Genomic DNA, 21,742 nt, shown 5'->3' with positions numbered 1-21,742 from the left:
CCAGCGTCCCTCGCGTAGCTCGACGCGATCCAGGAAGCGGATATGTGTGGTGCACACGTAGCCGAGCGCGGTGTTCTCGGTGACGGCGATCGCGTCGGTCGGCCGTCCTGCTCAGGTTGGTGGGGACAGGGTGGTCGCGGCTGCGGAGGACGCGGGCGCGAGGGACGGGGGTGGCCCTCGCAGCACGCCGCAGGGTGCGGTATCCGCGGGTTCGACTCCGCAGCCGCGAGATCAGGGGCCCCGGCCGGCTGTATCTCAGTCGAGCAGCGCGCGGTCCCGCAGCGCCTCCCGGAGCGCGCGGATGGCGTAGTGGGCGCGGGACTTGACGGTGCCGGGCGCGAGGCCGAGCGCCCGCGCGGTCTGATCCACACTGTGGTCGAGGTAGTGGGTGTAGATCAGGACCTCGCGCTGGCTTTCGGTGAGGTCGGCCATGGCCTCCCGCAGCACCCGCACGGTGACGACGCGCTCGGCGGGGTCTGGAGCGGCCGACTCGGTGGGCTCCTCTCCGACCTCCCTCGGCCGGGCCTGCCGGGCCCGATGGTGATCGATGACGATGCGGTGCGCGACGGTGAACAGCCACGTGCGGATCCGGTCGGTGGTCGGGTCCAGGATGCCCTGGTGCTGCCAGGCGCGTACGGCGGTCTCCTGGACAACGTCCTCGGCCCGGTGCCGGTCACCGTCGCAGAGCTTGATGGCGAAGCTGTACAGGGCCGTGCCGTGCCTCTCGTAGAGCGTGCGGGAGAAGGCGTCGTCCCGTACGGCGTTCGGCCCCGGCACCGGTCCACGCGGCGCGTGCACCGGCCGCTCCGCCACGTCTCGACCGCGCGGTGCGGGCGCCGGGCGGTCCGCGACGGTGGTCCGATTCAGCGGCCGATTCAGCACCTGACTGCGCGTCATATGAAGGCGACCCCATCTGCTCGTCCAGGACGGGCCGCATCGGCTTCCTGACGCGACCGGTGACATCACAGCCAGGGTCGGTCTTCGGTCTTGGTACGTGCTTGCCGTCGGCTTGCCGCCCCGTCGGGGATCGCCTCCCCGCAGGTCAGTGCGGGCTTGGGGTGTTCGCGGCCGGAATGTCCCCGGGCACCAGCGACCGAAGGTCCGACACATCAGGGGAACTCATCCCGCCGAGCCGCCGCGCCTGGCGGGTCATCATCGTCTCCAGCAGCTGCCGGGCCAGCCGCGCGTTGCCGAAGGCGCGGTCGCGTGGGATGGCGTCCACGTACGTCCGCAGCGCGTCGACGGTCTCGGGGGCGCATTCGTACCCGTTGGCGGCGGCCTGGCTGCGCATGATCTCGACCAGCTCGTCGGTGCTGTAGTCCTCGAACTCCACGTGGCGGGAGAACCGGGAGGCCAGGCCCGGGTTGGAATCGAGGAAACGCCGCATCTCCTCGGTGTAGCCCGCGACAATGACGACGACCTCGTCCCGGTGGTCCTCCATCAGCTTCAGGAGCGTCTCCACCGCCTCGCGGCCGAAGTCGTTCCCCGAGCCCTCCGGGGTGAGCGTGTAGGCCTCGTCGATGAACAGCACACCGCCCAGCGCGCTCTGGAACACCTCCCGGGTGAGTTGCGCGGTATGACCGACGTAACGGCCCACCAGGTCCGCGCGCGCCACCTCCACGAGCTGCCCGCGGGGCAGCACGCCGAGGGCGTGCAGCAGATCGGCGTAGAGCCGGGCCACCGTGGTCTTGCCGGTGCCGGGCGAGCCGGTGAAGACCAGGTGCCGGCTGATGTTGGGCGCGGGCAGCCCGGCGGCCTCCCGCTGCTTGGCCGCGGCGAGCAGGTCGACCATGTCCTTGACCTCGCGCTTCACGGCACCAAGGCCGATCATGCCGGCGAGGCGGGCCAGGAGGGTCTCGCGGTCGGCGGAGGTCTCGGTCGTCCGCGCGGCGTCGTCGCTGACGTCCTCGGGCAGGAGCAGCGACAGGTCGCTCTCGGCCGGGTCGTTCATCGCGGCGAGGCGGAACGCCTGGCGGTCGACCATCTCCTCGAAGACACCGCGTGCCGCGCGGCCGTTTCCGAACGTGGCACCGCGCGGCATTCGCTCGTAGTGCGCGACGAGCGCCCGCCGGGTGCGCGGGTCCAACTCGTACCGGTGGCTCCTGCACATGTTCTCGGTGATCGTGACAAGCTCGTCGGCCGAGTAGTTGGTGAATTCGATGGTCCGGCTGAACCGCGAGGCCATGCCGGGGTTGGCGGACAGGAACGCCTGCATCTCGTCGGTGTACCCGGCCGCCACCACCGCGACGTCATCGCGGTGATCCTCCATGAGCTTCACCAACGTGTCGATGGCCTCCCGGCCGAAGTCGTTCTTCCCATCCGAGACCAAGGTGTACGCCTCGTCGATGAAGAGCACACCGCCAAGGGCCTCGTTGAACGCCTCCGTGGTCTTGATGGCCGTCGCGCCGACGTACTGGGCGACCAGGTCGGCGCGGGCCACCTCGACCAGGTGCCCACTGCGCAGCACGCCCAGCTCGGTGAGGATGCCGCCGTACAGCCGGGCGACCGTGGTCTTGCCGGTGCCGGGCGGGCCGGCGAAGATCAGGTGCCGGCTCATCGGGGGCACGGGCATGCCGAGCCGGGCCCGGCGCTGTGACATCTGGTTGAGGTTGACCAGCGTGCGCACCTGCCGCTTGACGCCCTCCAAGCCGACGAGGGCGTCCAGCTCCTCCAGCGGTCCTGAAGGCTTGGCCGCCGGGGTCTCCTCGCGCTCGTCCTGCGCCCCCAGGGCTGCGCCCTCGTCCGCCTCGACCCCCCAGGAGTCGGCCGCGGCGTTGCCGGAGCTCTCCAGGTCGCGTACGGTCAGCCGCCCGCCCGGACGGGGCTGACGCAGGCCCGCGCCGCGGTTGTCGCGTACGGCGCAGCCGATGACGGAGACCACCTCGGCGGTGTCGACCCGGATGCCGTCGCCGAGGCTCGCGGACAGCTCACAGGCGTCGAGCGTGGCCCGCGCCCCGGCCGACAGCAACACGCCGTGCGCGCCGGAGCCGCTGACCCGGGCACGGGTCAGGGTCACGTCACCGCCGTCGCGGACGACCACGCCCGAGGCGCCGCTCCCGGTCACCTCGCAGTCCAGGATGACGCCCATGCCGCCGGACTCGACGGCGATGCCCGCGTCGCCGGCCGACCGGAGGGCGCAGTCGCGGAAGGAGACGTTGGCCCCGCCGCCGACGCGTACGGCGACGCCGACCGCCCGGTCGACGACGCAGTGCTCCAGCCGCCCGCGCCCGTCATCAGCGATCTCCACGCCGATCCCGCCCGGCGCGGTGATCGTCGCATACCGGATGTGCGGGTTCGCGCCGGAGCGTACCGCGATCCCGGTGCCGCCGGCGTCCACCACCTCCAGCCGGTCGAACTCGGCCACGGAGTCCTCGGCCAGCAGCACCGCCCCGGACGCGTCCGCGCACTCGCGGACCGTGGTGGCGGTGAGCGTGGGCGAACTGGTCCCCACCACCTTGATCGCCGATACGGACGAGCCGCTGAACTCGCACTCCTCGAACGTGCCGCGGGAGCGTTCGGTGACCGCCAACCCGTTGTCCTTCGTACGGCCCGTACGGCAGCGCCGCAGCAGCGGGTCCGCGCCGCCGGCCAGCACGATGCCGGGTCCGGAGGTGATGTCACTGACCGAGACGTCCTCCAGCACCGGGCGCGAGCCGCTGGTGACGTACACGCCCACCGCGCAGTCGCGTACGTTGGTGCGCACGATCCTGGTGGAGCTGTCGCCCTCCAGGGCGATGGCCGGCTTGGAGGTCGTGGCGATGTGGCAGTCCTCGATCGTGCCCTGCGCCTCGCCGTTGGCCAGCACGCCGTTGCCGCGCGCGTCGCGCATCCGGCAGCCGCGGACGACGGAACGGGACTTCTCGCCCAGGACGACGGCGGAGGTGCCGAGGTTCTCGATCAGGCAGTCCTCGATGACGCTGGCCGTCTCTGCGCTGTCCACGATGCCCGCGCCCTCGGCGTTGGTGATGCGGCAGCCCCGGATGGCCAGCGAACCGATGCCACGGGCGAGGATCGCGGTCCAGCCGGAACCGGCCACGGTGCAGCCCTCCATGGCGACCTGGCCGTGCGCGGCGTCCACCACCGGCACGTCATCGCCGCCGCCGCGCAGCGTGAGGTCGGTGAGCATCACGGCGTCCGTCAGCAGCATCACCGCCGTTCCGCTGCGGGGGCAGATCTCCACGCTGCCCCGCTCGCCTTCGGCCACGATGGTGACCCGGGTGCGGATGACAAGGCTCTCGGCGTACCGGCCCGGCCGGATCCGGATGACGGACCCGGTGCGTGCTGCGGCCAGCGCCTCCTCGATCGTCCGGTAACCCGGTCCGTCTGGGGAGACCGTGAGCAACTGCCGAGACACGCGGGGGTCCTCCTCGAAGGCGGTGTGATGCTGTAGGTCGACGCTATTGTGAGCGACGCCGTCCATCATGCCGCTCAGACGGACCGCTTGACACCCTTCCACGGCTCCGGGCGGACCTGCGGAGACGATTGCCTACGACGACAAGAAAACGACAAGACGGCGCCCTTAGGCTGAAGCGCATGCGACGTGTCCCTCGACGTGCGCGCGCCGTCGCCTCGCTGGCCGTCGCCGCCCTCACACTCGCGGTCTCCGCTCTGCCCGGAGCCGCGTCGGCCACCGCGTACCGGCGACGGCCCGCCGCCGCGCCCACCGCGGTCGGCCTGCCGGTGATGCCGTCGGCGCTCGCCTCCGGCCAGCCCTGTACCGGCGCCTCGTCCACGCAGGCGCACGCGCACCCGTGGACGGTGAGCGCGCTGAGCCTGTCCCGGGTGCGCCAGCTCAGCCAGGGCGCCGGAGTCACCGTCGCGGTCGTGGACACCGGCGTGGCCCCGGACGCCTCCGCGCTGGCCGGCCGGGTCTCCGCTCCGGACGACGCGGGCAACGACTGCGTCGGCCACGGCACCTTCGCCGCGGGCCTGATCGCCGGCAGCGCCGACGACGCGACGGGCGGCGGGGTCGCACCCCAGGCCCACATCCTCGCCGTACGCGGCACCGGAAGCCGCGGTGAGCCCGCTCCCGGCGCGGTCGCGGCGGGCATCCGCTCCGCGGTCGACGCCGGGGCCGGTGTCGTCTACGTCGGCGCCGCACTGACCACGGGCAGAGACGAGCTGACGGCCGCCGTCGACTACGCCACCCGCAAGGACGTCCTCGTGGTCGCGCCCGCCGTGCCGGACGCGGTCCCTTCCACCGACGGCGGCACCGGTGCGGCGACGGGGAACGGAGCCACGTCGAGCGCTCCGCAGGACCAACCTTATTTCCCCGCCTTCATCCCGCAGGTGCTCTCGGTCGTGGACTACGGGCAGGATGGCGGACGGCCGAAGAACGCCCCGAGCGTCTTCGCCGCCGACCTGCTCGCGCCCGGCGACGCCGTGGTGAGCATCGGCCCGAAGGGCGCCGGGCACTTCATCGGCTCCGGATCGTCGCTGGCGGCGGCCAACGTGGCGGGGACGGCGGCGCTCGTCCGGGCGTACGAGCCCCGGCTCACCGCCGCCGAGGTCGCCCGGCGGCTGGTCGTATCCGCCTATCCGGCGGCGGTCCCGGTGCTGGACCCGTACGCCGCGGTGTCCGCCGTCTCGTCCGCGGCCACCGCCCGCCCGGCGCCGCTGTCCGGACCTGCCGTCCGGATACCCGCGTCCGCTTCCGACGCCCCGCGCGGCCGAGCCCTGGTCGTCGCGGCGGTGGGTGGCGGCCTGGTGGCGCTGGTGGCCGCCGCCGCCGTGGTCGTCCCGCGTGGCCGGGCCCGCCGCTGGCGCCCGGCCGGGCCCGAGGAGGGTGGGGAGACCGTCTCCGACGGTCTGTGAGCCACGCGCCCGCGCCTCGCGGGCGCGGGCGTGATGGCCGAGACCGGCCAGTTCACCCTGGATCCGCCGATGCCCCGCTCCGGGCTGTCCCGCGTGACGGGCGGCCCTCGCGACGGGCGGCCCTCGCGACGGCGCCACGGAATCGGGGTTCGCGTCTCCCGGCCCCGTGGTGCGTCATCGCCGGCGGCCGGTCACTCCTCGTCGAGGATCGCCAGGCGGGCGGTTCCGGTCACGTCGGCGGCCGTCGGCCGGACGCCGGCGACGCGGCACAGCAGCTCGATGTCATGCTCGAACGCGGTGTCCAGGACGTCCTCGGACCCCATCTCCTCCAGCGCGCGCCGCGCCTCGGGCGAGTTCACCTCCCCGTCTCCACTCTCCCCGAGGTCGTCGACCACCTCGCCGTCGCGGTGGACGATGAACGAGAAGTCCGCGTTGATGCTCATATAGCTGGACACCGCGAAGGTGCCCGCCGAGAGACCCGAGTCGTTGACCGCGCGCCACCCGTTGCTCTCCACGAGCAGCGCGTGCGGGCCGAGCGCGAAGGCGGCCACGGCCGTGTTCGGCTCGGCCTCCTCCAGGTCGGCGCGCTCCAGCAGATCGGACCACGTGCCGGTGGTGACCTGCGACGGCTCGGCGCCGAGGCGTCGCAACGCCTCATCCGGCCCGATGTCGTGGATGACGGTCACGCAGTACGCCTGGTCGTCCAGCCGCTCCAGCCACGAGGCGTAGTCCTCTTGCGGCTCTTCAGCCTGCGGGACCGGTTCGCCGTCGCGCCAGACGACGGTTCCGTCCTCGCGGCGCAGCACGACGTGCTCGTGCTCCACGACCAGTTCGTCGCCCGGCCCGCCCAGGTCCATTACCGGCGCGCCGTCGTCGGCGCGCACGCGGAGCATGCCGTCGTCGTCGAGCGTGAGGTGGGCACGGCCGTCGCCCCCGAAGTAGCCGTCCCAGAGCCAGCGCCCGTCCTCGCCGTACAGCACGATCCGGCAGTCGTCGCGGTGGGCCAGCACCGTGCCGCCGTCGGCGGAGGTGAGGGACTGACGCCGCAGCGTCTCGCCGCGCCGCAGCACCGATCCCCGCGCCACGTCGGCCACCGGCGCCGGGGCGTGCGGCCCGGTCCTGACCTCCCAGACCGCGGTGCCCGCGTCGTCGAGCAGCGCGATGCCGCCGTCGTCGTCGACGACGAGCCACTGCGCGCCCGAGCCCGCCGTGCCCGACCGCCAGACCGCTCCCCCGCACAGGTTGCGGACGACGAGTTCGCCGGCCTCGGTCAGGTCGGTCCAGCCGTCGCCGGCCCACGACGTGTCCGTCGCCCAGACCGCCCGGTGCTCCGGGTTGTAATACAGCACCAGGTTCCCGTCGTCCTGGTGCACGAGGGTGTACACGCCCGAGATCGAGGTGAGCGACTGGTGCCGCAGCCGCCCGCCGCGTCCCAGCTCCGGGCCGCCGTACACGTGCGGGCGGGCCGGCGGGGGCACCGCCGGCATGTCGCGCATATTGTCGCGCCAGAGCGGCTCCCCCTCGGTGTTCACCAGGCACAGGTCCCGGGTCTTGCGGTCGCCGTACGGGAGGATCCGCCAGGTCAGGAGCGTGTCCGATTGCCGCTCCATCCACTGGACCAGCGAGGCGAGGAGCGTGTGGCTCCAGCCGTAGCCGCGCGCGCTCATGCTGACCTGCAGCGAGCCGTCGGGGTTCCGGGCCACGGTGTGGCGTCTCTTGCCGCCCTCCCGCACCAGGTAACGGTCGCCGGTGATCGCGGCGACGGACGCCGCGTCTCCCAGGGCCGCCGACTCCACCGGGCCGGTGCGCGAGTTCAGCAGCCGCACGCGTTGCCCGTCGAGGAGTTCGAAGTCACCGTCGTCGGTGAGGACGAGCGCGCGGGCGTCCGGCGCCGCGTAGCCGGAACGCCATACGACCTCGTGGCCGTCCTCGGGAGCCTCGACCTGGACCGCCCCGCCGATACCGAGGAGCAGCCGTCCCACGACCGGCCGGTCCGGATCCCCGGCCCGCCACCAGACCTCTCCGGTGCCCTCGTCCGTGACGGTCGCGACGCCGTCGGCGTCGTACCGCAGCGCGAACCGGCCGGCCGGCGATGTGAGCGATTCACCGTCGCCAAGCCGGTTGAACTGGATCAATTCCTGCACAGATATCTCCGCTTCACATGGGTGGAAAGACGGCGACGCCCATTCATGTGGTCAATTCCGCATACGGAGAGGAAGGGGGAACGGTTCACGCGCCGGCGACGTCGCCGAACCGGGACAGAGCCGACTTTCTTTTTTCAGGCAGTCCCTGTGCGCCCCGATGCGCTTATGCGCTGCGGATCAGGCCGACGGCGAGGCCGAGCGAGGCCATCGTCACGGTGCCGGCGATGTCGCTGGTGCGTGTGGCGGTGGGCAGGGCGGTGACGAGCGTGACTCCGCAGGCTCCTATCAGCAGTGCGGTAGTCGATCTGCTCGGCGAACGTGCGCCGCGGGCAGGCGGTCGCCGTGCACCGGAAGCGCTGCACCGACAGGTCGATCACGGTAGAGCGTTCAGTTCGTCGGCGATCAGCAGGCCGGGGTCGAACTCCATTCCCGTGAAGTGGCCGGCGAGTTCGAGCGATAGTACGCCGTGCAGGCGGGTCCAGAAGGACAGGGCGCGATGCAGGGTCGCGGCCGCTGCCGGGTGGCCGCCGACCCACTGTCGGTGGTTTTCGAGGTGGGCGTCGAGCGGGGTCGCCGGTTCGCCCATCGATGGCGCGCCGCAGGCCTCGAGCAGCACTGCCATGACCTCGAACGAGATCGCCGTAGTGTCTTCGGGTGCCTGGTAGCCGGGGACGGGCGTGCCGTAGATGAGGAAGTACCGGTGCGGGTCGCTCCGGGCCCACTCCCGGATGACGCGAGCCAACCCGGCCAGGTCAGCACCGGAGTCGAACGACGCTCGGACGGTGTCGGCGAGACTTCGGTACGCGTCGCGGATGAGCGCGGTGATCAACTCGTCGCGGCCGGCGAAGTACCGGTACAGGGCAGGGCCGCTCATGCCCATCTGTTTGGCGATCGCGTTGAGCGACAGCGCCGACACTCCCTCCACGGCGATCTGCTCCCACGCGTGTTGCTTGATCTCCATGCGCACCTGAGCCCGGTAGCGCTCCCGCGGGCTCTGCCCACCTGGGTCCGTCATCAGCCACTCCCTCCCGATCAGCGTGACATCGTCGAAGTCTAGTTAGAAGCCCTCACGTTTACTATTGCTTCTCAACGAAGTGTCGTTATAGCCTATAACTAAAGTGATAGGCACTAAGTCATAGTCGCCGATCCAGCCAAGGAACGAGGAGAAGAGCCGTGATCGCCACCAACCCGTTCACCTCACCGAACCCGCAGACCCCGAGCAGCACCACACGCTCCCCTGGCTCGCAGGCTCGCCTGCGCTCCGCCCTGCTCGCGATCCCGCTGGCCGCCGCCGGACTGCTCGGCGCCACCGCCGCCGTACCGGCTCATGCCGCCACCGCCGGCCAAAGCGCGACGTCCGGCCACGCCACTCCGCGGGAGTCGCTGACCTGCCTGGGCCACGGCATCGATCCCACTGCCCAGCTCCACCACCGGACCGAGACCTTCATCAAGGCGCCGCTGAGCACCGTCTGGAAGCTGCACACCGACGTGACAGGGTGGCCCTCCTGGCAGACGGCCGTCACCAGCATGAAGCGGCTGGACCCCGGAGCGCTGCGGAAGGGTTCGCGGTTCCAGTGGACCACTCCGGCCCCCGCCACACCCACGACGCCCGCCACCACCCTGGTCATCACCTCCACCGTCCAGCAGGTCAAGCACGACCAGTGCATCCGCTGGACCGGACCCGCGATCGGCGAAGGCCTGCGCATCGACCGGGGCGTCCACGTCTGGAACTTCATCAAGGTCAAAGGCGGTGTCCTCGTCCGCACCGAAGAAAGCTGGACCGGCGATCAGATCGAGACCGACCCGGCCACCGCCATCACTTACCTCGCACCAGGCCTCGACGCCTGGCTGGCCGACCTCAAAGCCGCCGCCGAAGCCCGCTCCCACTGAGCCGAACGGCCGACCCGGCCAGTGCCACCGACGTCCACCACCGATACATCCGCCGACCCAACAACCGGGGCAAAGGCCACACCCGCAAACGGTTCCACGAGAGCTTTCTGATAGACGCAGTTGTCTGCCAGGTCGCGGGGTGGCTAGGGTCGGCACGTGGAAGATCTTGGCCACGTCCTTGCTCATCGGTACCGGCTGACCGGTCTGCTGGGGCAGGGCGGCATGGGCTCCGTCTGGCATGCTCGCGACGAGCAACTGAACCGGGACGTGGCCATCAAGGAGCTCCGGCTCCCCGAGCATCTGGACGACGCCCAGCGGCAGATCTGGCTCGCACGGCTGGATCGGGAGGCGCGCGCCGCCGCGCGGCTGAAGCACCCTGGCATCATCACCGTCCACGATCTGGTCACCGGCGATGACGAACGCCCCTGGATCGTCATGGAGTTGGTGCACGGCGGGTCCCTGGGTGATCTCCTCAAAGCGCAAGGGCCGCTTGCACCCCAGCAGGTCGCCGGGATCGGCCTGCAGATGCTGGACGCGCTTCGTGCAGCACATCAGGCGGGTATCACTCATCGCGACATCAAGCCCGCCAACGTTCTGCTGGAAGGCAATCGGGTCGTCCTGACCGACTTCGGCATCGTCGCCGTCGACGGCGACGACACCCTGACCCGCTCGGGGAAAGTCGTGGGAACGCCCGCCTTCATGTCTCCCGAACAGGTACGCGGTCTGCCGGCCACCGCCGAGTCCGACCTGTGGTCACTGGGCGCGACCCTCTACACCGCCGTGGAAGGCCGCCCTCCGTTCACCGGTACGAGTACTGGAGCAGTCTTCGTCGCCGTCGCGACCGAAGACCCCGCGCCCGCAATGCACGCGGGCCCCCTGGAACCAGTGGTCAGCCGTCTTCTCCGCAAAGACCCCGCCCAGCGGCCGACCATCGACCACCTCTACGCGATGCTCACGCAGCTCAGCTCCGGTCAACCCGCACCCGCCCAACTGCCTCACCAGCCGCCGTTCCAACAGCCGCTCATGGCACCCACGGCTCCGGCACCCGGGTCACCGGCGGCGCGGGGCCGGAGACCCCGCTGGGTCGCGCCGGCCATCGCGGCGGTGGTCGCAGCCATGACCGCGGCGGTGGCCGCGTTCGTCTTCTTTGCCAGAACGGACTCCGCGTACGACGACAACCTTCGCATCGCCAAGGCCCTGGGAACGCCGAGCGGCTACACCAGGACGGCCGAGAAGAACGTTGGTGGAGGCAGAGCACGAGTGGAGCTCACAGCCACCCGCACGTGCAGCGGCGGATGCTCCGAGAGGTATACCCCCGCCGATATGGGCACGTGCGAGGCTGTAAGAGAGTGGCTGATGAGAAAGCCCGGCATCGCGGCTGTGAGCAGCCGCATGCTGTCACCGGACGGCCGGAGTTGCATCCTCGGGGTCAAGCCCGTCCGCCCGCCCGGCGTCATCCAGGTCGAGGTGGAACTCCAGAACGACAAGACTCTCGTGCAGATTGAGGTCGCCTGAACCACCGCCCGGCCTGTGCTGTGCATCTGGCCCCCAGCTCGCGTTCATACGACCTCCTTCAACACACCAACGCCGTCGGCCGGCGGTTTCACCGGCCGACGGCGTAGCCCTGGGCGCCGCGCGGGTTCGCCGCGGCCCGCAGGAAGCCGCCGTCCCGCGCGACCGCGCTGAGACGGCCGAGCGACCACGGGCCCGGCGTTCGTACGGTGTGGCCGCGCCGGCGGAGTTCCGCGACGACCGCGGGGTCGGCCCGGTCCTCGATGAGCATCACGCCGGGTTGTGCTTCGCGGGGAAAGAACGAGCTCGGGAAGTGGACCGAGTGGAACGTCGGCGCGTCGATCGCCTCCTGGAGGTTCAGCCCGCCGTGGACGACCGACAGGAAGAAGTTCAGGCTCCACTGGTCCTGCTGGTCGCCGCCCGGTGTCCCGAACGCGAGCCACGGCCGCCCGTCCCGCAGCGCGAACGAGGGCGACAGAGTCGTACGGGGTCGCGCGCCGGGACGCAGCGAGCTGGGCAGGCCGGGCTCCAGCCAGAACATCTGCGCCCGGGTGCCGAGGCAGAAGCCGAGGTCGGGGATGAGAGGCGAGCTCTGCAGCCAGCCTCCGCTGGGCGTCGCGGACACCATGTTGCCGTGCCTGTCGACCACGTCCAGATGGCACGTGTCGCCGCGCACGCGCCCGTCCGCCCGGACGGTCGGCTCGCCCACTCCCCCGGTCACCGGGATCGCCGCCTCACCGCGTGCCGGAAGCACCGCGTCGCGCCCGTCCGGACGTCCCGGACGCAGGTCGTGGCTCGCGGTGGCGCCCACGAGCGAACGCCGTGACTCGTTGTACGCGTCGCCGAGCAGCGTCTTCATCGGCACGTCGGTGAAATCCGGGTCGCCGTACCACGCCTCCCGGTCGGCGAAGGCGAGCTTCGCGCACTCGACGACCGTGTGGACGTAGTCGGCGGACAGGTGCCCGGCCGCGTCCAGGTCGAAGCCCGACAGCAGGGCGAGCTGCTGGAGGAAGACCGGGCCCTGCCCCCACGGCCCCGTTTTGTAGACCGTGTGGCCGTGGTAGTCATAGCCGAGCGGGTCTTCGGCGGTCGCCTCCCAGGACGCGAGGTCGTCGCCGGTCAGCAGGCCGCCGTGGGCGCGTCCGGAGCTGTCGCGCCAGGCGGTCTCGGCGCAGAACCTCGTGATCGCCTCCGCGACGAACCCGCGGTACCAGGCGTCGCGGGCGGCGGCGATCTGCCCTTCGCGGGTGCTCGACGCCGTACGGACCTCCGCGACGATCCGCCGATAGGTGGCGGCCAGGCCGGGGTTGGCCAGCCGTGATCCGGGGCGCGGCGGCCGGCCGTCCGGCAGCCAGACGGCCGAGGAGGTCGGCCAGTCGTCGATGAGCATCTCGGCGACCGCGCCGATCGTGGCGGCGATCCCGTCAACGACGGGGAACCCGTGCTCGGCGTAGGAGATGGCGGGCTCCAGCACGTCCGCCAGGGTCCAGGTCCCCCAGCGCTCCAGCAGGAGCAGCCACCCGCCGAACGCGCCCGGCACCGTCGCCGCGAGAAGCCCGGTGCCGGGGACGACGTCCAGACCGAGCCCGGTGAACCGGTCGATCGTGGCGGCGGCGGGCGCGGTGCCCTGCCCGCACACGGCGGACACCTTCCCGTCCTCCTCGCTCCACAGCAGGATCGGCACCTCGCCGCCGGGGCCGTTCAGGTCGGGTTCGACGACCTGCAGGACGAATCCGGCGGTGACGGCCGCGTCGAACGCGTTGCCACCGCGTTCGAGGACGCTCATCCCGGCGGCGGACGCGAGCCAATGGGTGCTCGCCACCATGCCGAAGTCGCCGGCCAGCTCAGGACGGGTGGTGAACACGCTCAGCCTTCCTCATGGTCGCGCGGGAACGCGGCCACCCGCGGATCCCTGACGCGGGAGAGATGCTCCATCATCGCCACCCGTACCTTCTCCGGGTCGCCCTGCCTGATCGCCTCGGCGAAAGCCTGAACTGGGGTTGTGCAGCGTGATGGTATTCGTTGATCACGCTGGTGACCAGGCCGAAAGGTCCGTCAGGCTGATGCGAGCGGCTGTTGCGGTTCTTTTGGCTGCTCACCCAGCAGGGCGCGCCGGCCGAGGTCCTTCTCGATCTCCGCGTTGGCCTCGGCGCCGAAGAGGATGATGTAGGTCGACAGGTACAGCCAGCTCGCCAGCGCCGCCGCCCCGGCGAGCGCGCCGTACGTCGCGCTGTCCCCGCTCTTCCCACTGTCGTACACGGCCAGCGCGATCGACATGGTGAGCCACGCCGTCATCGCGATGCCCGCGCCCCACCGCACCGCGTGCCAGTCCGCCTTCTTGCGGTCGGGCCCGTACCGGTACAGCAGGATCAGGCCGGCCATCGTCAGCACCGCGAGCATCATGAAGCGGACACCGAGGCTGAGGACGCGGTCGACGCTGTGCAGCCGGGCGTGCGGCACGGCGGCGACGATGGCGAACGCCGCCAGCACGGTGACCAGCGCGCCCGCCGCGAGCCCGAGCGCGATGAGCTTCTTGCGGAGGAAGCCACGCGTTTCCTGCTCGTCGATGACGACGTGCAGGCCGCTGATCAGCGCCTCGAAGGCGCGCGAGCAGGTCCACAGCACGCCGGCCAGAGCGACGATCAGCCGGAGCGTGAGTCCCTGGCCGCTCATTGCGGCCGCGTCGCGCGCCTGGCCCGACAGCAGCCTGCCGAGAAGCGGCGGGAGCACGTCGGTCAGCGGCGCGAGCTGCTCGTCGATCTGCGTGGGGGTGATCACCAGCGCGCACACCGCGATCACGCCGACGGTCAGCGGGACGATCGACAGGGTGATCCAGAAGGTGACACCCGCGGCTATCAGCGGCAGGTTGTCCTCCTTCGCCTCGCCGCGCACCCGGCGGAGCAGGATGACCCAGTCGCGCAGGGCGTAGCCCTCAGGCCCGGCAATGGCCCGGCGCATCGCCTGGGCGTGCAGGATCCTCCTGAGGAACAGTGCAATCCGGATATGTCGCCGATCTTCAGACACGGGTGAGACGATACGGGTGCGGACGGTCACCGCGCACGCACAACGCGAAGTCCGCCCCGCATCCGGGTCCGCTTGATGCCCTGGGCCCGATGTCGCCCAGCTGGTCAAGCACGGAGCGCCGGATGAGCAAGTGCTTGCGGCGCACTGCCCGGCAGACCGAGTCGAGCCCCGTGTCACCACTGCAGCACAAATCGTGTGTTTCGGTTGATCAAGGACGACGACTCTCGATAACGTTCGTGCTCGCCAACCGGCCTGCGGTGGGCAGGAGAATCTGCCGGCAGTGGCACATCACTTGAGGACGTGAGCCCACGATGGGTTTGTTCAGCAGGTTGTTCGGCAAGGAGAAGGCACGGGTCAAGACGCGTGCCAAGAAGGCGGCCCAGTCCCACCCGAAGGCGGCGAAGGCCGCCTCGAAGGTGAAGGAGAAGGCTGAGCACGCTCGCGAGCACGCCTCGCACGCGAAGGCCGCCGTGGTCACGGCCGCCCACCAGCAGGCTCTGACGCTGCACATGCTGACCCACATCCCGAGCCATCATCCCCGTGAGGACGACCCGCACTACCACCTGTTCGAGCAGGCCAAGGAGCGACTGAAGCGTCAGGGCCTCTGGAAGTGCGTCATCGACGACGAGCTCTGCGACGGGCAGCCCGAGCTGCACCACACGCACGTCGAGTTCTCCCAGATCAACCAGGTGGACCCGAAGGCGATCGAGAAGCACCTCGGCCTGCACTTCGAAACCGATGAGGACTTCCAGGAGTGGGTGGAGTCCCCCGGCAACCTCGAGGTGCTCTGCGCCAACCACCACCGCGCCCACTACGGCATCCACGTGATTCCCGGGCCGCTCTGGGAAGCGGTGCGCTACCACAAGAAGGGCACCAAGGCGGCGGCGGAGTTCATCTCCAACGACGAGGCCAAGGACCTGGCGGACAAGTCGAAGGATTAGTGCTGCGTTCCTTTGGCATACCACCGTCGCGTTCGACGTCGCGCCCAGCTGAGCCGGACAGGCTGGTGGCCTAACATGTGCGCGTGGTCCCCGACCGGCATACGACTGCCGCGCGCGGCACGCGCCCTTGGGTGGTGGCCGCCACCGTGGCCGGTCTGCTCGGCATCGGTGCCGCGGTCGCCTATCAGGTCGGCGCCACGCTCGGGCTGTCGTTCAAACCGGCCGACGTACCACGCGAAGATCTGACCGCGGCGGCCCCGCGCGGGGTGGCGGCCGCGCCGCCGATCACCCAGATCGTCGCCCCCGACGAGCTCCCGGTACGGCTGGCCGCGCGAGCCGTGGCCGATGCGCTGGTCAGCCGGGGCGAGGCACGCCCCACCATCGTCACCGGGCCGGTGGCGGCGCGCGGGGCGGTGTTGCGAGTCGAGCTGTCCGGTGGCGCCGGCGGCGCGTTCGACGAGGCGTACCGGCTGACCCGCACCGCTGCCGACCTGGTGCTGCGGGCGACGCACCCGGCCGGTGCCGCGACCGGGCTGTACGCGGTGGCCGACCGGATCCGTTCCGGCGAGAACATACTGCCGGCCGGCCAGAACGACAGGCGCATCGCGCCCCGGTTGGGCCTGCGGCTGCTGGACACCGGGTCGGTCGGGCTGCCCGACGACCCGGCCGGGTTCGTCGCGAGCGACGACTACTCACTCAACACCGACGTGGTCGGGCCGGCCGTCCTCGCCGGACCGCCCTATGTGGACACGGCGGCCGTCGCCCGGATCGCGGCGCAGTTCCGGCAGCTGGTCGACCGCGGGCTCGCCGAAGGCTACAACGGCGTGGTGGTGCCCGGCTTCCTGGAGTACGTCACCTTCGCCGGCGTCGGCGACGGACATCAGGTGTACCCGGCCGGGGACAGCCACATCGCCCGCGCGAAGGCGATGGTCGCCGCGTTCGGCCCGGTCTGGCGGTACGCGCACGACGCGGGGATGAAGGTCTACTTCGCGACCGACATGCTGGCGCTGTCGCCGCCGCTGCAGCGGTACCTCCAGCGGCGTTTCGGCGGCCTGGCGACCGGCGACGCTCGACTCTGGGCGGTGTACCAGGCCGGGCTGCGCGAGCTGTTCACCGCGCTGCCGTACGCGGACGGGCTGGTGATCAGGGTCGGCGAGGGCGGCGCCGCGTACCGGTTCCCGGGCTGGGACTACACCTCGCGGATCGCGGTGAAGACTCCGGCATCGGTACGCGCCATGCTGCGCGCAATGCTCGCGGTCGCCGGCGAGGGCGGCCGGGACATCATCTTCCGCACCTGGACCATCGGCATCGGCTCCATCGGCGACCTGCACACCAACCCGCGGCGATACGAGCAGGTGCTCGGCGGCATCGACGACCCGCACCTGATCGTGTCGACCAAGTACTGCCTCGGCGACTACTACAGCTACCTTCCGTTCAACGGCACGCTGAAGGTCGGCGAGCAGCGGCGGATCGTGGAACTCCAGGCACGGCGGGAGTTCGAGGGATTCGGGTCGCTGCCCAACGACCTGACCACGCTGCACCAGGAGGCGCTGCGCACCCTGCTGGCCGCCAACCCGCACATCGAGGGCATCTGGACCTGGTCCCAGATGGGCGGACCGCTGCGCGCCGGACCGCGCACCCTCTACCTGCGCGCCGGTTTCTGGCAGATGTTCGACCTGAACGTCCACACCGCGGCGCGGCTGGCCGCCGACCCGGACGCCGACCCGGCGCAACTGTCCGCGGACTGGATCCGCCAGACGTTCAGCACCGATCCGTCCACCGTGCGGGCGATAAGCCAGGTGCTGGCGCTGTCCCGCCAGGCGATCACCAAGGGCCTCTACGTCGGACCGTACGCGCAGCGCACGGTCAAGGCGCTCGGCCTGGAACCCCCGCCGATGATGTGGATCTTCGAGTGGGACATCGTCACCGGCGACAGCGCGGTGCTCGACAGCATCTACGCGGTGAGCCGGGACCACCTGGACGAGGCGATCCGGGAGGGCGATGAGGCGACCGCCACGGCGCGGCGGATGCGCGGCCTGCTCGCCGCGACCGACCCCGCCACCTGGCGCGACCCGGCGCAACGCCAGTCCTTCGCCGACGCCCTGGACTATGAGGTCGACCTGTTCGACACGCTGGCCGCGTATCGGGCCATGTTCCTGCGGTACGCGCAGTGGCTGGACACCGGGTCGGCGGACGCCCGTACGCAGTGGCTGGCCGCCCGGTCCCGGTACACCGCGGCGCGCGACGAGCACCTGCGGCGATACACCGGCAACGTCGACCTGCCGCCGTACCGGTTCCCGGCGGCCGACATCGGGCTGGCCCGCGCGGAACGGAACCTGGCGATGGCCTGGCTCGCCCGCGCCCTGCTGGTCGTCCTCATCGCCGCGCTGGCCCTGGGCACCTCGGCCGGGCAGCGGCTGCTGCGGGCGCTGACCCGCCGTCGGTGCCCGCCCGGCGCCGCGGCCCTACGGGCGCTGTGGCTCGGCGCCACGAGACCGTGGCGCGTGGGTGACCTCGGCCCGCCGCCCACCACCCTGGACCGGGTGCTGGTGTGGGCCCTGCCCGCAGCGGCACTGGTGCTCAGCCAGGCCGGCTACAGCTGGTTCGCCTCCCCCGCCCACCTGCTGATCACCCTCGGCGGGTGGGGAGCCTTCGCCGCCGTGCTGCGCGTGCTGCTGCGCGGCCACGACCGGTTCGGCCTGTACGCCGCCGTCGGCGGAGCCGCCGTCGTGCGCACCCTGATACTGCTCGGCGCCCTGGCCGAGCGCGGACCAGGCCGATACTGGTACGACTTCTGGACCCGGCCGCAGGCGCGGTCGGTGTACATCACCGTCGCCTTCGCGGCCTTCCTCTGGGTACCGGTCGCCGCCTACCTCGCGCTGCGCGCACTCGGCGCCCGATCCACCGCCGCACCGGTCCTCGCCGCCGCCGGCGCCCCGCTCGCCCTGCTCGGTGTCATTCTCTGGGCAGCCGGGATGGAGACCTCGCTGGCCGCGTGGAACGACCAGATGGCGCTGCTGCCCTGGGGCATGCACCGGATCCTCGGCGTCACCGGCTTCCTGGACGTCCCACCGTGGCTGCCCAAGCTGGTCACCGCCGCGGGCGGCACACTGGTCGCGGTCGGCGGCCTGGTCGCCGCCGGCCGGTCGGCCAGGCGCCGGAACCACGCGTAGCAATTCAGCCGGCTACGCCTCGCCCTCACCGGCGTCTCGAAGTGGTGAACTACCGTTGCTCCGCATGACCCACACCGAGATCGAGATCACCGCGGAGTTGGTCCGGGATCTGCTGCGCGACCAGCACCCCGACCTGGCCGATTACCCGGTGAGGCTCGGCGCGCGTGGCTGGGACAATCAGCTGTGGCGGCTCGGCGACGACCTCGCCGTCCGGTTGCCCTGGGCGACGCAGTCCGCGGACGCGCTGCTGCGCAAGGAGCACACCTGGCTGCCCGCCCTTGCCCCGCGCCTTCCGCTGCCGATTCCCGTCCCGCAACGCCTCGGCGAGCCCTCCGCTCTGTTTCCGCGACCGTGGATCGTCACCACGTGGGTGCCGGGCGAGCCCGCCGACCGCGCCCCCGTCGCACGCGCCGCGGAGGCCGCCGACGCCTTGGCCGCCTTCCTGACGGCTTTGCACCAACCCGCCCCCGAGCAGGCACCCACCGGTCGGGGCCGCGGAGGGCCGCTGGCCGACCACTCCGAGGGTTTCGCCAAGCAGCTCGCCTCGGCCACCGAGCTGGGGTTGATCCCTGACCCTGACGCCGTCCGCGCGGTCTGGGAAGACGCCGCCGCCGCGCCCGACTGGGCCGGCCCGGCACTTTGGCTCCACGGCGACCTGCATCCGGCCAACGTCCTCACCGCGGACGGCACCATCTGCGGCGTGATCGACTTCGGTGACCTCTTCGCAGGCGACCCGGCCAGCGACCTCGCCGCCGCCTGGATTCTGCTGCCGGACGGCGCCGCCGACCGCCTCCATGCCGCCTACCAACCCGCCCCGGACGCCGCGACCCTGCGCCGCGCCCGCGGATGGGCGGTGGGACGCGCCCTCAGCGGCATCCTCATCGGAGACGCCGGCGTCCACGGCCGGCCCGGCGGCAAACCAACATGGGGCCCACCCGCCCACGCCGCACTGCGACGCCTCATCGCAACGGCCCACCGCTGATCGCCCGCCGCCCGGGTCGGCGCGATAAGCCCTAATAAGGCGCGAGCCGTGCACCTTGCGCAAACTCCTCGGCTCGTATTACTGGGATCCTCCCGCAGCGAATTGACAATCAAACCAGGACGCCGAGCCGCCGCCGTGCACCGCACAGCCGCAGCGGCTGCCGCTCGCACCGGGTGACCGGCGGCACCGAGAATCACCCCGTCCAGCCGGCCACCGCCTTCGCGCACGACGCCGACCTTCCGCGGCCCACACCAGGCAGGAAGCCCGCCTAGCCGACGTGCACTGAACGCCAGTGCCGTCCGTATCGCCAGACCCCCACAACGGAAGACACTTCGGCCGACCCGATCTGATTCGAACCGGCGCCAACTGCAACTTGGGAAGCCGCTGCTCTATCCATTTGAGCTACGGACCGTAGAGGCTCGGCCGGGAATCGAGGCCGCAGTCGGATTCGAACCGACGTGTAACCGTTTTGCAGGCGAAACCCTAACTACTTAGGCATGCGGCCTTGTATCGGTTGGCAATGTAGTAGACGTTCTGGTGCGTCATCCCGTACTCGTGGGCGAGCGCAGGTCCGCTCTCCCCTGCCAGGATGTGCCTCACCACTTCGGCTTCTGCGGCAAGTGCCCGCGATCGGCGGGCGAAGCGCCTTCACCAGGAGTCGAACCCGGATCCCCCATTCCGTAGACGGGTGCTCTGTCCATTGAGCTACGAAGGCATGACGAGGCGCGGCAAGTCCGTGGCGTCGCTGGGTTGTCTCAGCCGAAGCCGGGGACTTCCCGTGGACGGCAAATGGACCGCGCCTGCCTATTTGGTGTCTTCCGCTGTGGAGTTATCAAGTGATTCCGTGCCCCCGCCCGTAAGAAGGGGTCTGACATGAGCGGCAGGAGTCGAACCTGCATCCTGTCGGTTTTGGAGACCGGCTGCCTATCCGCTGGCTCGGCCATAAGAAAAGGCCGCTGGGGATTTTCCTCGGCGGCCTCTGGGAGTGCGACTCATCGTCTCTACCCAGGGGACTCCAGGAACATGGGGCGCTGCCCGGCCAGGCCACACGGTTGCCCGTGCCAGCCGTCGATAAGCGCGTACGCCACTGTCGGATTCCTTTCTGGTCGCTTGCTGATGTCTATCTTAGGATCTTGTCGTCGAGGATCAACAGGTTTTTTCCGCGGTGAGTTGCTATGGCTTCAGCGTGCTGGGCCAGAGGTACTGGTCTGCGGGCACCGTTGCGCCGCGGAACCATGCCTGGAAGAAGCCGGTGAGGTCCTGTCCGGTGATCTTCTCCGCGAACGCCTCGAACTGCGGCCAGTCGACGTAGTCATCGCGGTGCTCCTGCGGCCACTGTTCGATCAACCGGGAGAACGCCTTGTCGCCGACCTGCCGCCGGAGTGCGTGCAGGGCGAGCGGGCCCTTGTCGTACTCGTTGATCCCCGGTGCCTCGCCCGGGCGGTAGAGCTCCTTCCAGAAGTCGGCGTCGCCTTTCTTGGCGTTGACCTGCTCGCGGTAGCGGGCATCGAGGTCGGCGCCGTCCTTGGCCTCGTCCCACAGCCACGTGGCATAGGCGGCGAAGCACTCGGCCAGGCAATCGTCCTCGGGCCGGCGGGCCGCGGCCGAGACCCCGTACCACTGGTGAGTCTGCTCGTGGACGACGGCGTCGAGGGTCATGAACTGCTTGTTGCCGGCGCCGAGGTACACCGGCCGGGTCTGCGGCGCGGTCGCCGGGGCGTCGTCGTCTACCTGGACGAATACGTTGCCGGCCGCCCGGAACGGGTACCGGCCGAACTTGTCGGAAAGGAAATCGAGGATCTCCGGCAACCGGTCCGCCAGCGGTTTGGTCGACTCCTGCAGCCCTGGTGCGTACGCGTTGACCACCGGGGTTCCGTCGGCCAGCGCCGACCGTTCGATCGTGAAGCGGTCGATGGACACGGCGATGTCGGCGGGGTCGACGTCCGGCTCCGTCCAGCGGAACGTGGCCGTGGTGGAGCCGCGCCGCACCGGGCGCTCCCGGCCGATGGAAACGACGCTCCAGCCGTCCGGCACGGTCGCCGCCAGGTGGAAGGCCGCCTTGGTGAGCGTCCTCATGGACGGGGAACCACGCGCTGGAGCTTCCCTCGATTGCCGTGGCTCCGCCCGACGCGGTGGGAAACCACCCGGTTCCCGGCGTTCCGTCGTACTCGACCCGAACCCGGAACCCGGCGCCTCGGCCGATCGTTGTCGCCGGCACGACGACGAGGTCCTTCTCGCCGGTCCGGGCGAAGGACTTCACCG

General features: G+C 70.9%; 13 protein-coding genes and 3 tRNA genes. 6 read left to right on the top strand and 10 right to left on the bottom strand.

Annotated elements, in window-relative coordinates; translation table 11 throughout:
• Positions 1-255 precede the first annotated feature (255 nt).
• Both AB0I04_RS24270 and AB0I04_RS24265 read right to left on the bottom strand, forming a co-directional pair.
• Positions 256-798 (bottom strand): sigma-70 family RNA polymerase sigma factor, encoded by a 543-nt coding sequence (locus tag AB0I04_RS24270; protein ID WP_360888388.1) that lies wholly within the window; start codon positions 796-798, stop codon positions 256-258.
• Positions 799-1,042: 244 nt separating this feature from the next.
• Positions 1,043-4,354 (bottom strand): right-handed parallel beta-helix repeat-containing protein, encoded by a 3,312-nt coding sequence (locus AB0I04_RS24265; protein WP_360888385.1) that lies wholly within the window; start codon positions 4,352-4,354, stop codon positions 1,043-1,045.
• A 179-nt stretch (positions 4,355-4,533) separates the two neighbouring features.
• On the opposite strand from AB0I04_RS24265, the gene AB0I04_RS24260 reads away from it, so the two are divergent.
• A complete protein-coding gene (locus AB0I04_RS24260) occupies positions 4,534-5,814 on the top strand; it encodes a S8 family serine peptidase (protein ID WP_360888382.1) in 1,281 nt (426 codons plus the stop codon).
• A gap of 191 nt (positions 5,815-6,005) precedes the next feature.
• Here the strand turns inward: AB0I04_RS24260 and AB0I04_RS24255 are convergent, their stop codons facing one another.
• Together AB0I04_RS24255 and AB0I04_RS24250 are read right to left on the bottom strand one after the other, a co-directional pair.
• Positions 6,006-7,958 carry a DUF6461 domain-containing protein gene (locus tag AB0I04_RS24255; protein WP_360888380.1) on the bottom strand — a complete coding sequence of 651 codons (1,953 nt, stop codon included), beginning with the start codon at positions 7,956-7,958 and terminating at the stop codon, positions 6,006-6,008.
• A gap of 373 nt (positions 7,959-8,331) precedes the next feature.
• Positions 8,332-8,973 carry a TetR/AcrR family transcriptional regulator gene (locus tag AB0I04_RS24250; protein ID WP_360888377.1) on the bottom strand — a complete coding sequence of 214 codons (642 nt, stop codon included), beginning with the start codon at positions 8,971-8,973 and terminating at the stop codon, positions 8,332-8,334.
• A 158-nt stretch (positions 8,974-9,131) separates the two neighbouring features.
• On the opposite strand from AB0I04_RS24250, the gene AB0I04_RS24245 reads away from it, so the two are divergent.
• Positions 9,132-9,848 (top strand): SRPBCC family protein, encoded by a 717-nt coding sequence (locus AB0I04_RS24245; RefSeq protein ID WP_360888374.1) that lies wholly within the window; start codon positions 9,132-9,134, stop codon positions 9,846-9,848.
• Between the two features lie 156 nt (positions 9,849-10,004).
• Positions 10,005-11,363, top strand: a complete 1,359-nt coding sequence (locus AB0I04_RS24240) for a serine/threonine-protein kinase (protein WP_360888371.1) — start codon at positions 10,005-10,007, stop codon at positions 11,361-11,363.
• An 88-nt stretch (positions 11,364-11,451) separates the two neighbouring features.
• Here AB0I04_RS24240 and AB0I04_RS24235 read toward each other — a convergent pair whose 3' ends face one another.
• Together AB0I04_RS24235 and AB0I04_RS24230 are read right to left on the bottom strand one after the other, a co-directional pair.
• The gene (locus tag AB0I04_RS24235; protein ID WP_360888406.1) at positions 11,452-13,185 is read right to left on the bottom strand and encodes a gamma-glutamyltransferase family protein; all 1,734 of its coding nucleotides are present in this window, start codon (positions 13,183-13,185) and stop codon (positions 11,452-11,454) included.
• 230 nt (positions 13,186-13,415) lie between these two features.
• A complete protein-coding gene (locus tag AB0I04_RS24230) occupies positions 13,416-14,384 on the bottom strand; it encodes a YihY/virulence factor BrkB family protein (protein ID WP_360888369.1) in 969 nt (322 codons plus the stop codon).
• A gap of 311 nt (positions 14,385-14,695) precedes the next feature.
• On the opposite strand from AB0I04_RS24230, the gene AB0I04_RS24225 reads away from it, so the two are divergent.
• The 3 genes from AB0I04_RS24225 (at position 14,696) to AB0I04_RS24215 (ending at position 19,480) form a co-directional block, all read left to right on the top strand.
• A complete protein-coding gene (locus AB0I04_RS24225; protein ID WP_360888366.1) occupies positions 14,696-15,325 on the top strand; it encodes a hypothetical protein in 630 nt (209 codons plus the stop codon).
• A gap of 83 nt (positions 15,326-15,408) precedes the next feature.
• Entirely contained in the window at positions 15,409-18,498 is a 3,090-nt protein-coding gene (locus AB0I04_RS24220; RefSeq protein ID WP_360888363.1) for a hypothetical protein, read from the top strand.
• A gap of 64 nt (positions 18,499-18,562) precedes the next feature.
• Complete coding sequence (locus tag AB0I04_RS24215; protein WP_360888360.1) at positions 18,563-19,480, top strand: aminoglycoside phosphotransferase family protein; 918 nt, start codon at positions 18,563-18,565, stop codon at positions 19,478-19,480.
• Positions 19,481-19,913: 433 nt separating this feature from the next.
• Here the strand turns inward: AB0I04_RS24215 and AB0I04_RS24210 are convergent.
• From AB0I04_RS24210 to AB0I04_RS24195, 4 genes are all read right to left on the bottom strand, one after another.
• Positions 19,914-19,985, bottom strand: a tRNA-Cys gene (locus AB0I04_RS24210).
• 138 nt (positions 19,986-20,123) lie between these two features.
• Positions 20,124-20,195 (bottom strand) — tRNA-Arg (locus tag AB0I04_RS24205).
• 164 nt (positions 20,196-20,359) lie between these two features.
• Positions 20,360-20,422: transfer RNA gene (locus AB0I04_RS24200), tRNA-Trp, on the bottom strand.
• Positions 20,423-20,653: 231 nt separating this feature from the next.
• Positions 20,654-21,556, bottom strand: coding sequence for a M1 family aminopeptidase (locus AB0I04_RS24195; RefSeq protein WP_360888357.1), 903 nt, complete (start codon positions 21,554-21,556; stop codon positions 20,654-20,656).
• Between the last annotated feature and the right edge of the window lie 186 nt (positions 21,557-21,742).

Source organism: Actinoallomurus sp. NPDC050550 (genome assembly GCF_040655075.1).
Lineage (GTDB): Bacteria > Actinomycetota > Actinomycetes > Streptosporangiales > Streptosporangiaceae > Actinoallomurus.
The sequence above is the reverse complement of the archived record's forward strand: the minus strand, read 5'-3'. Positions and strand labels throughout refer to the sequence as shown.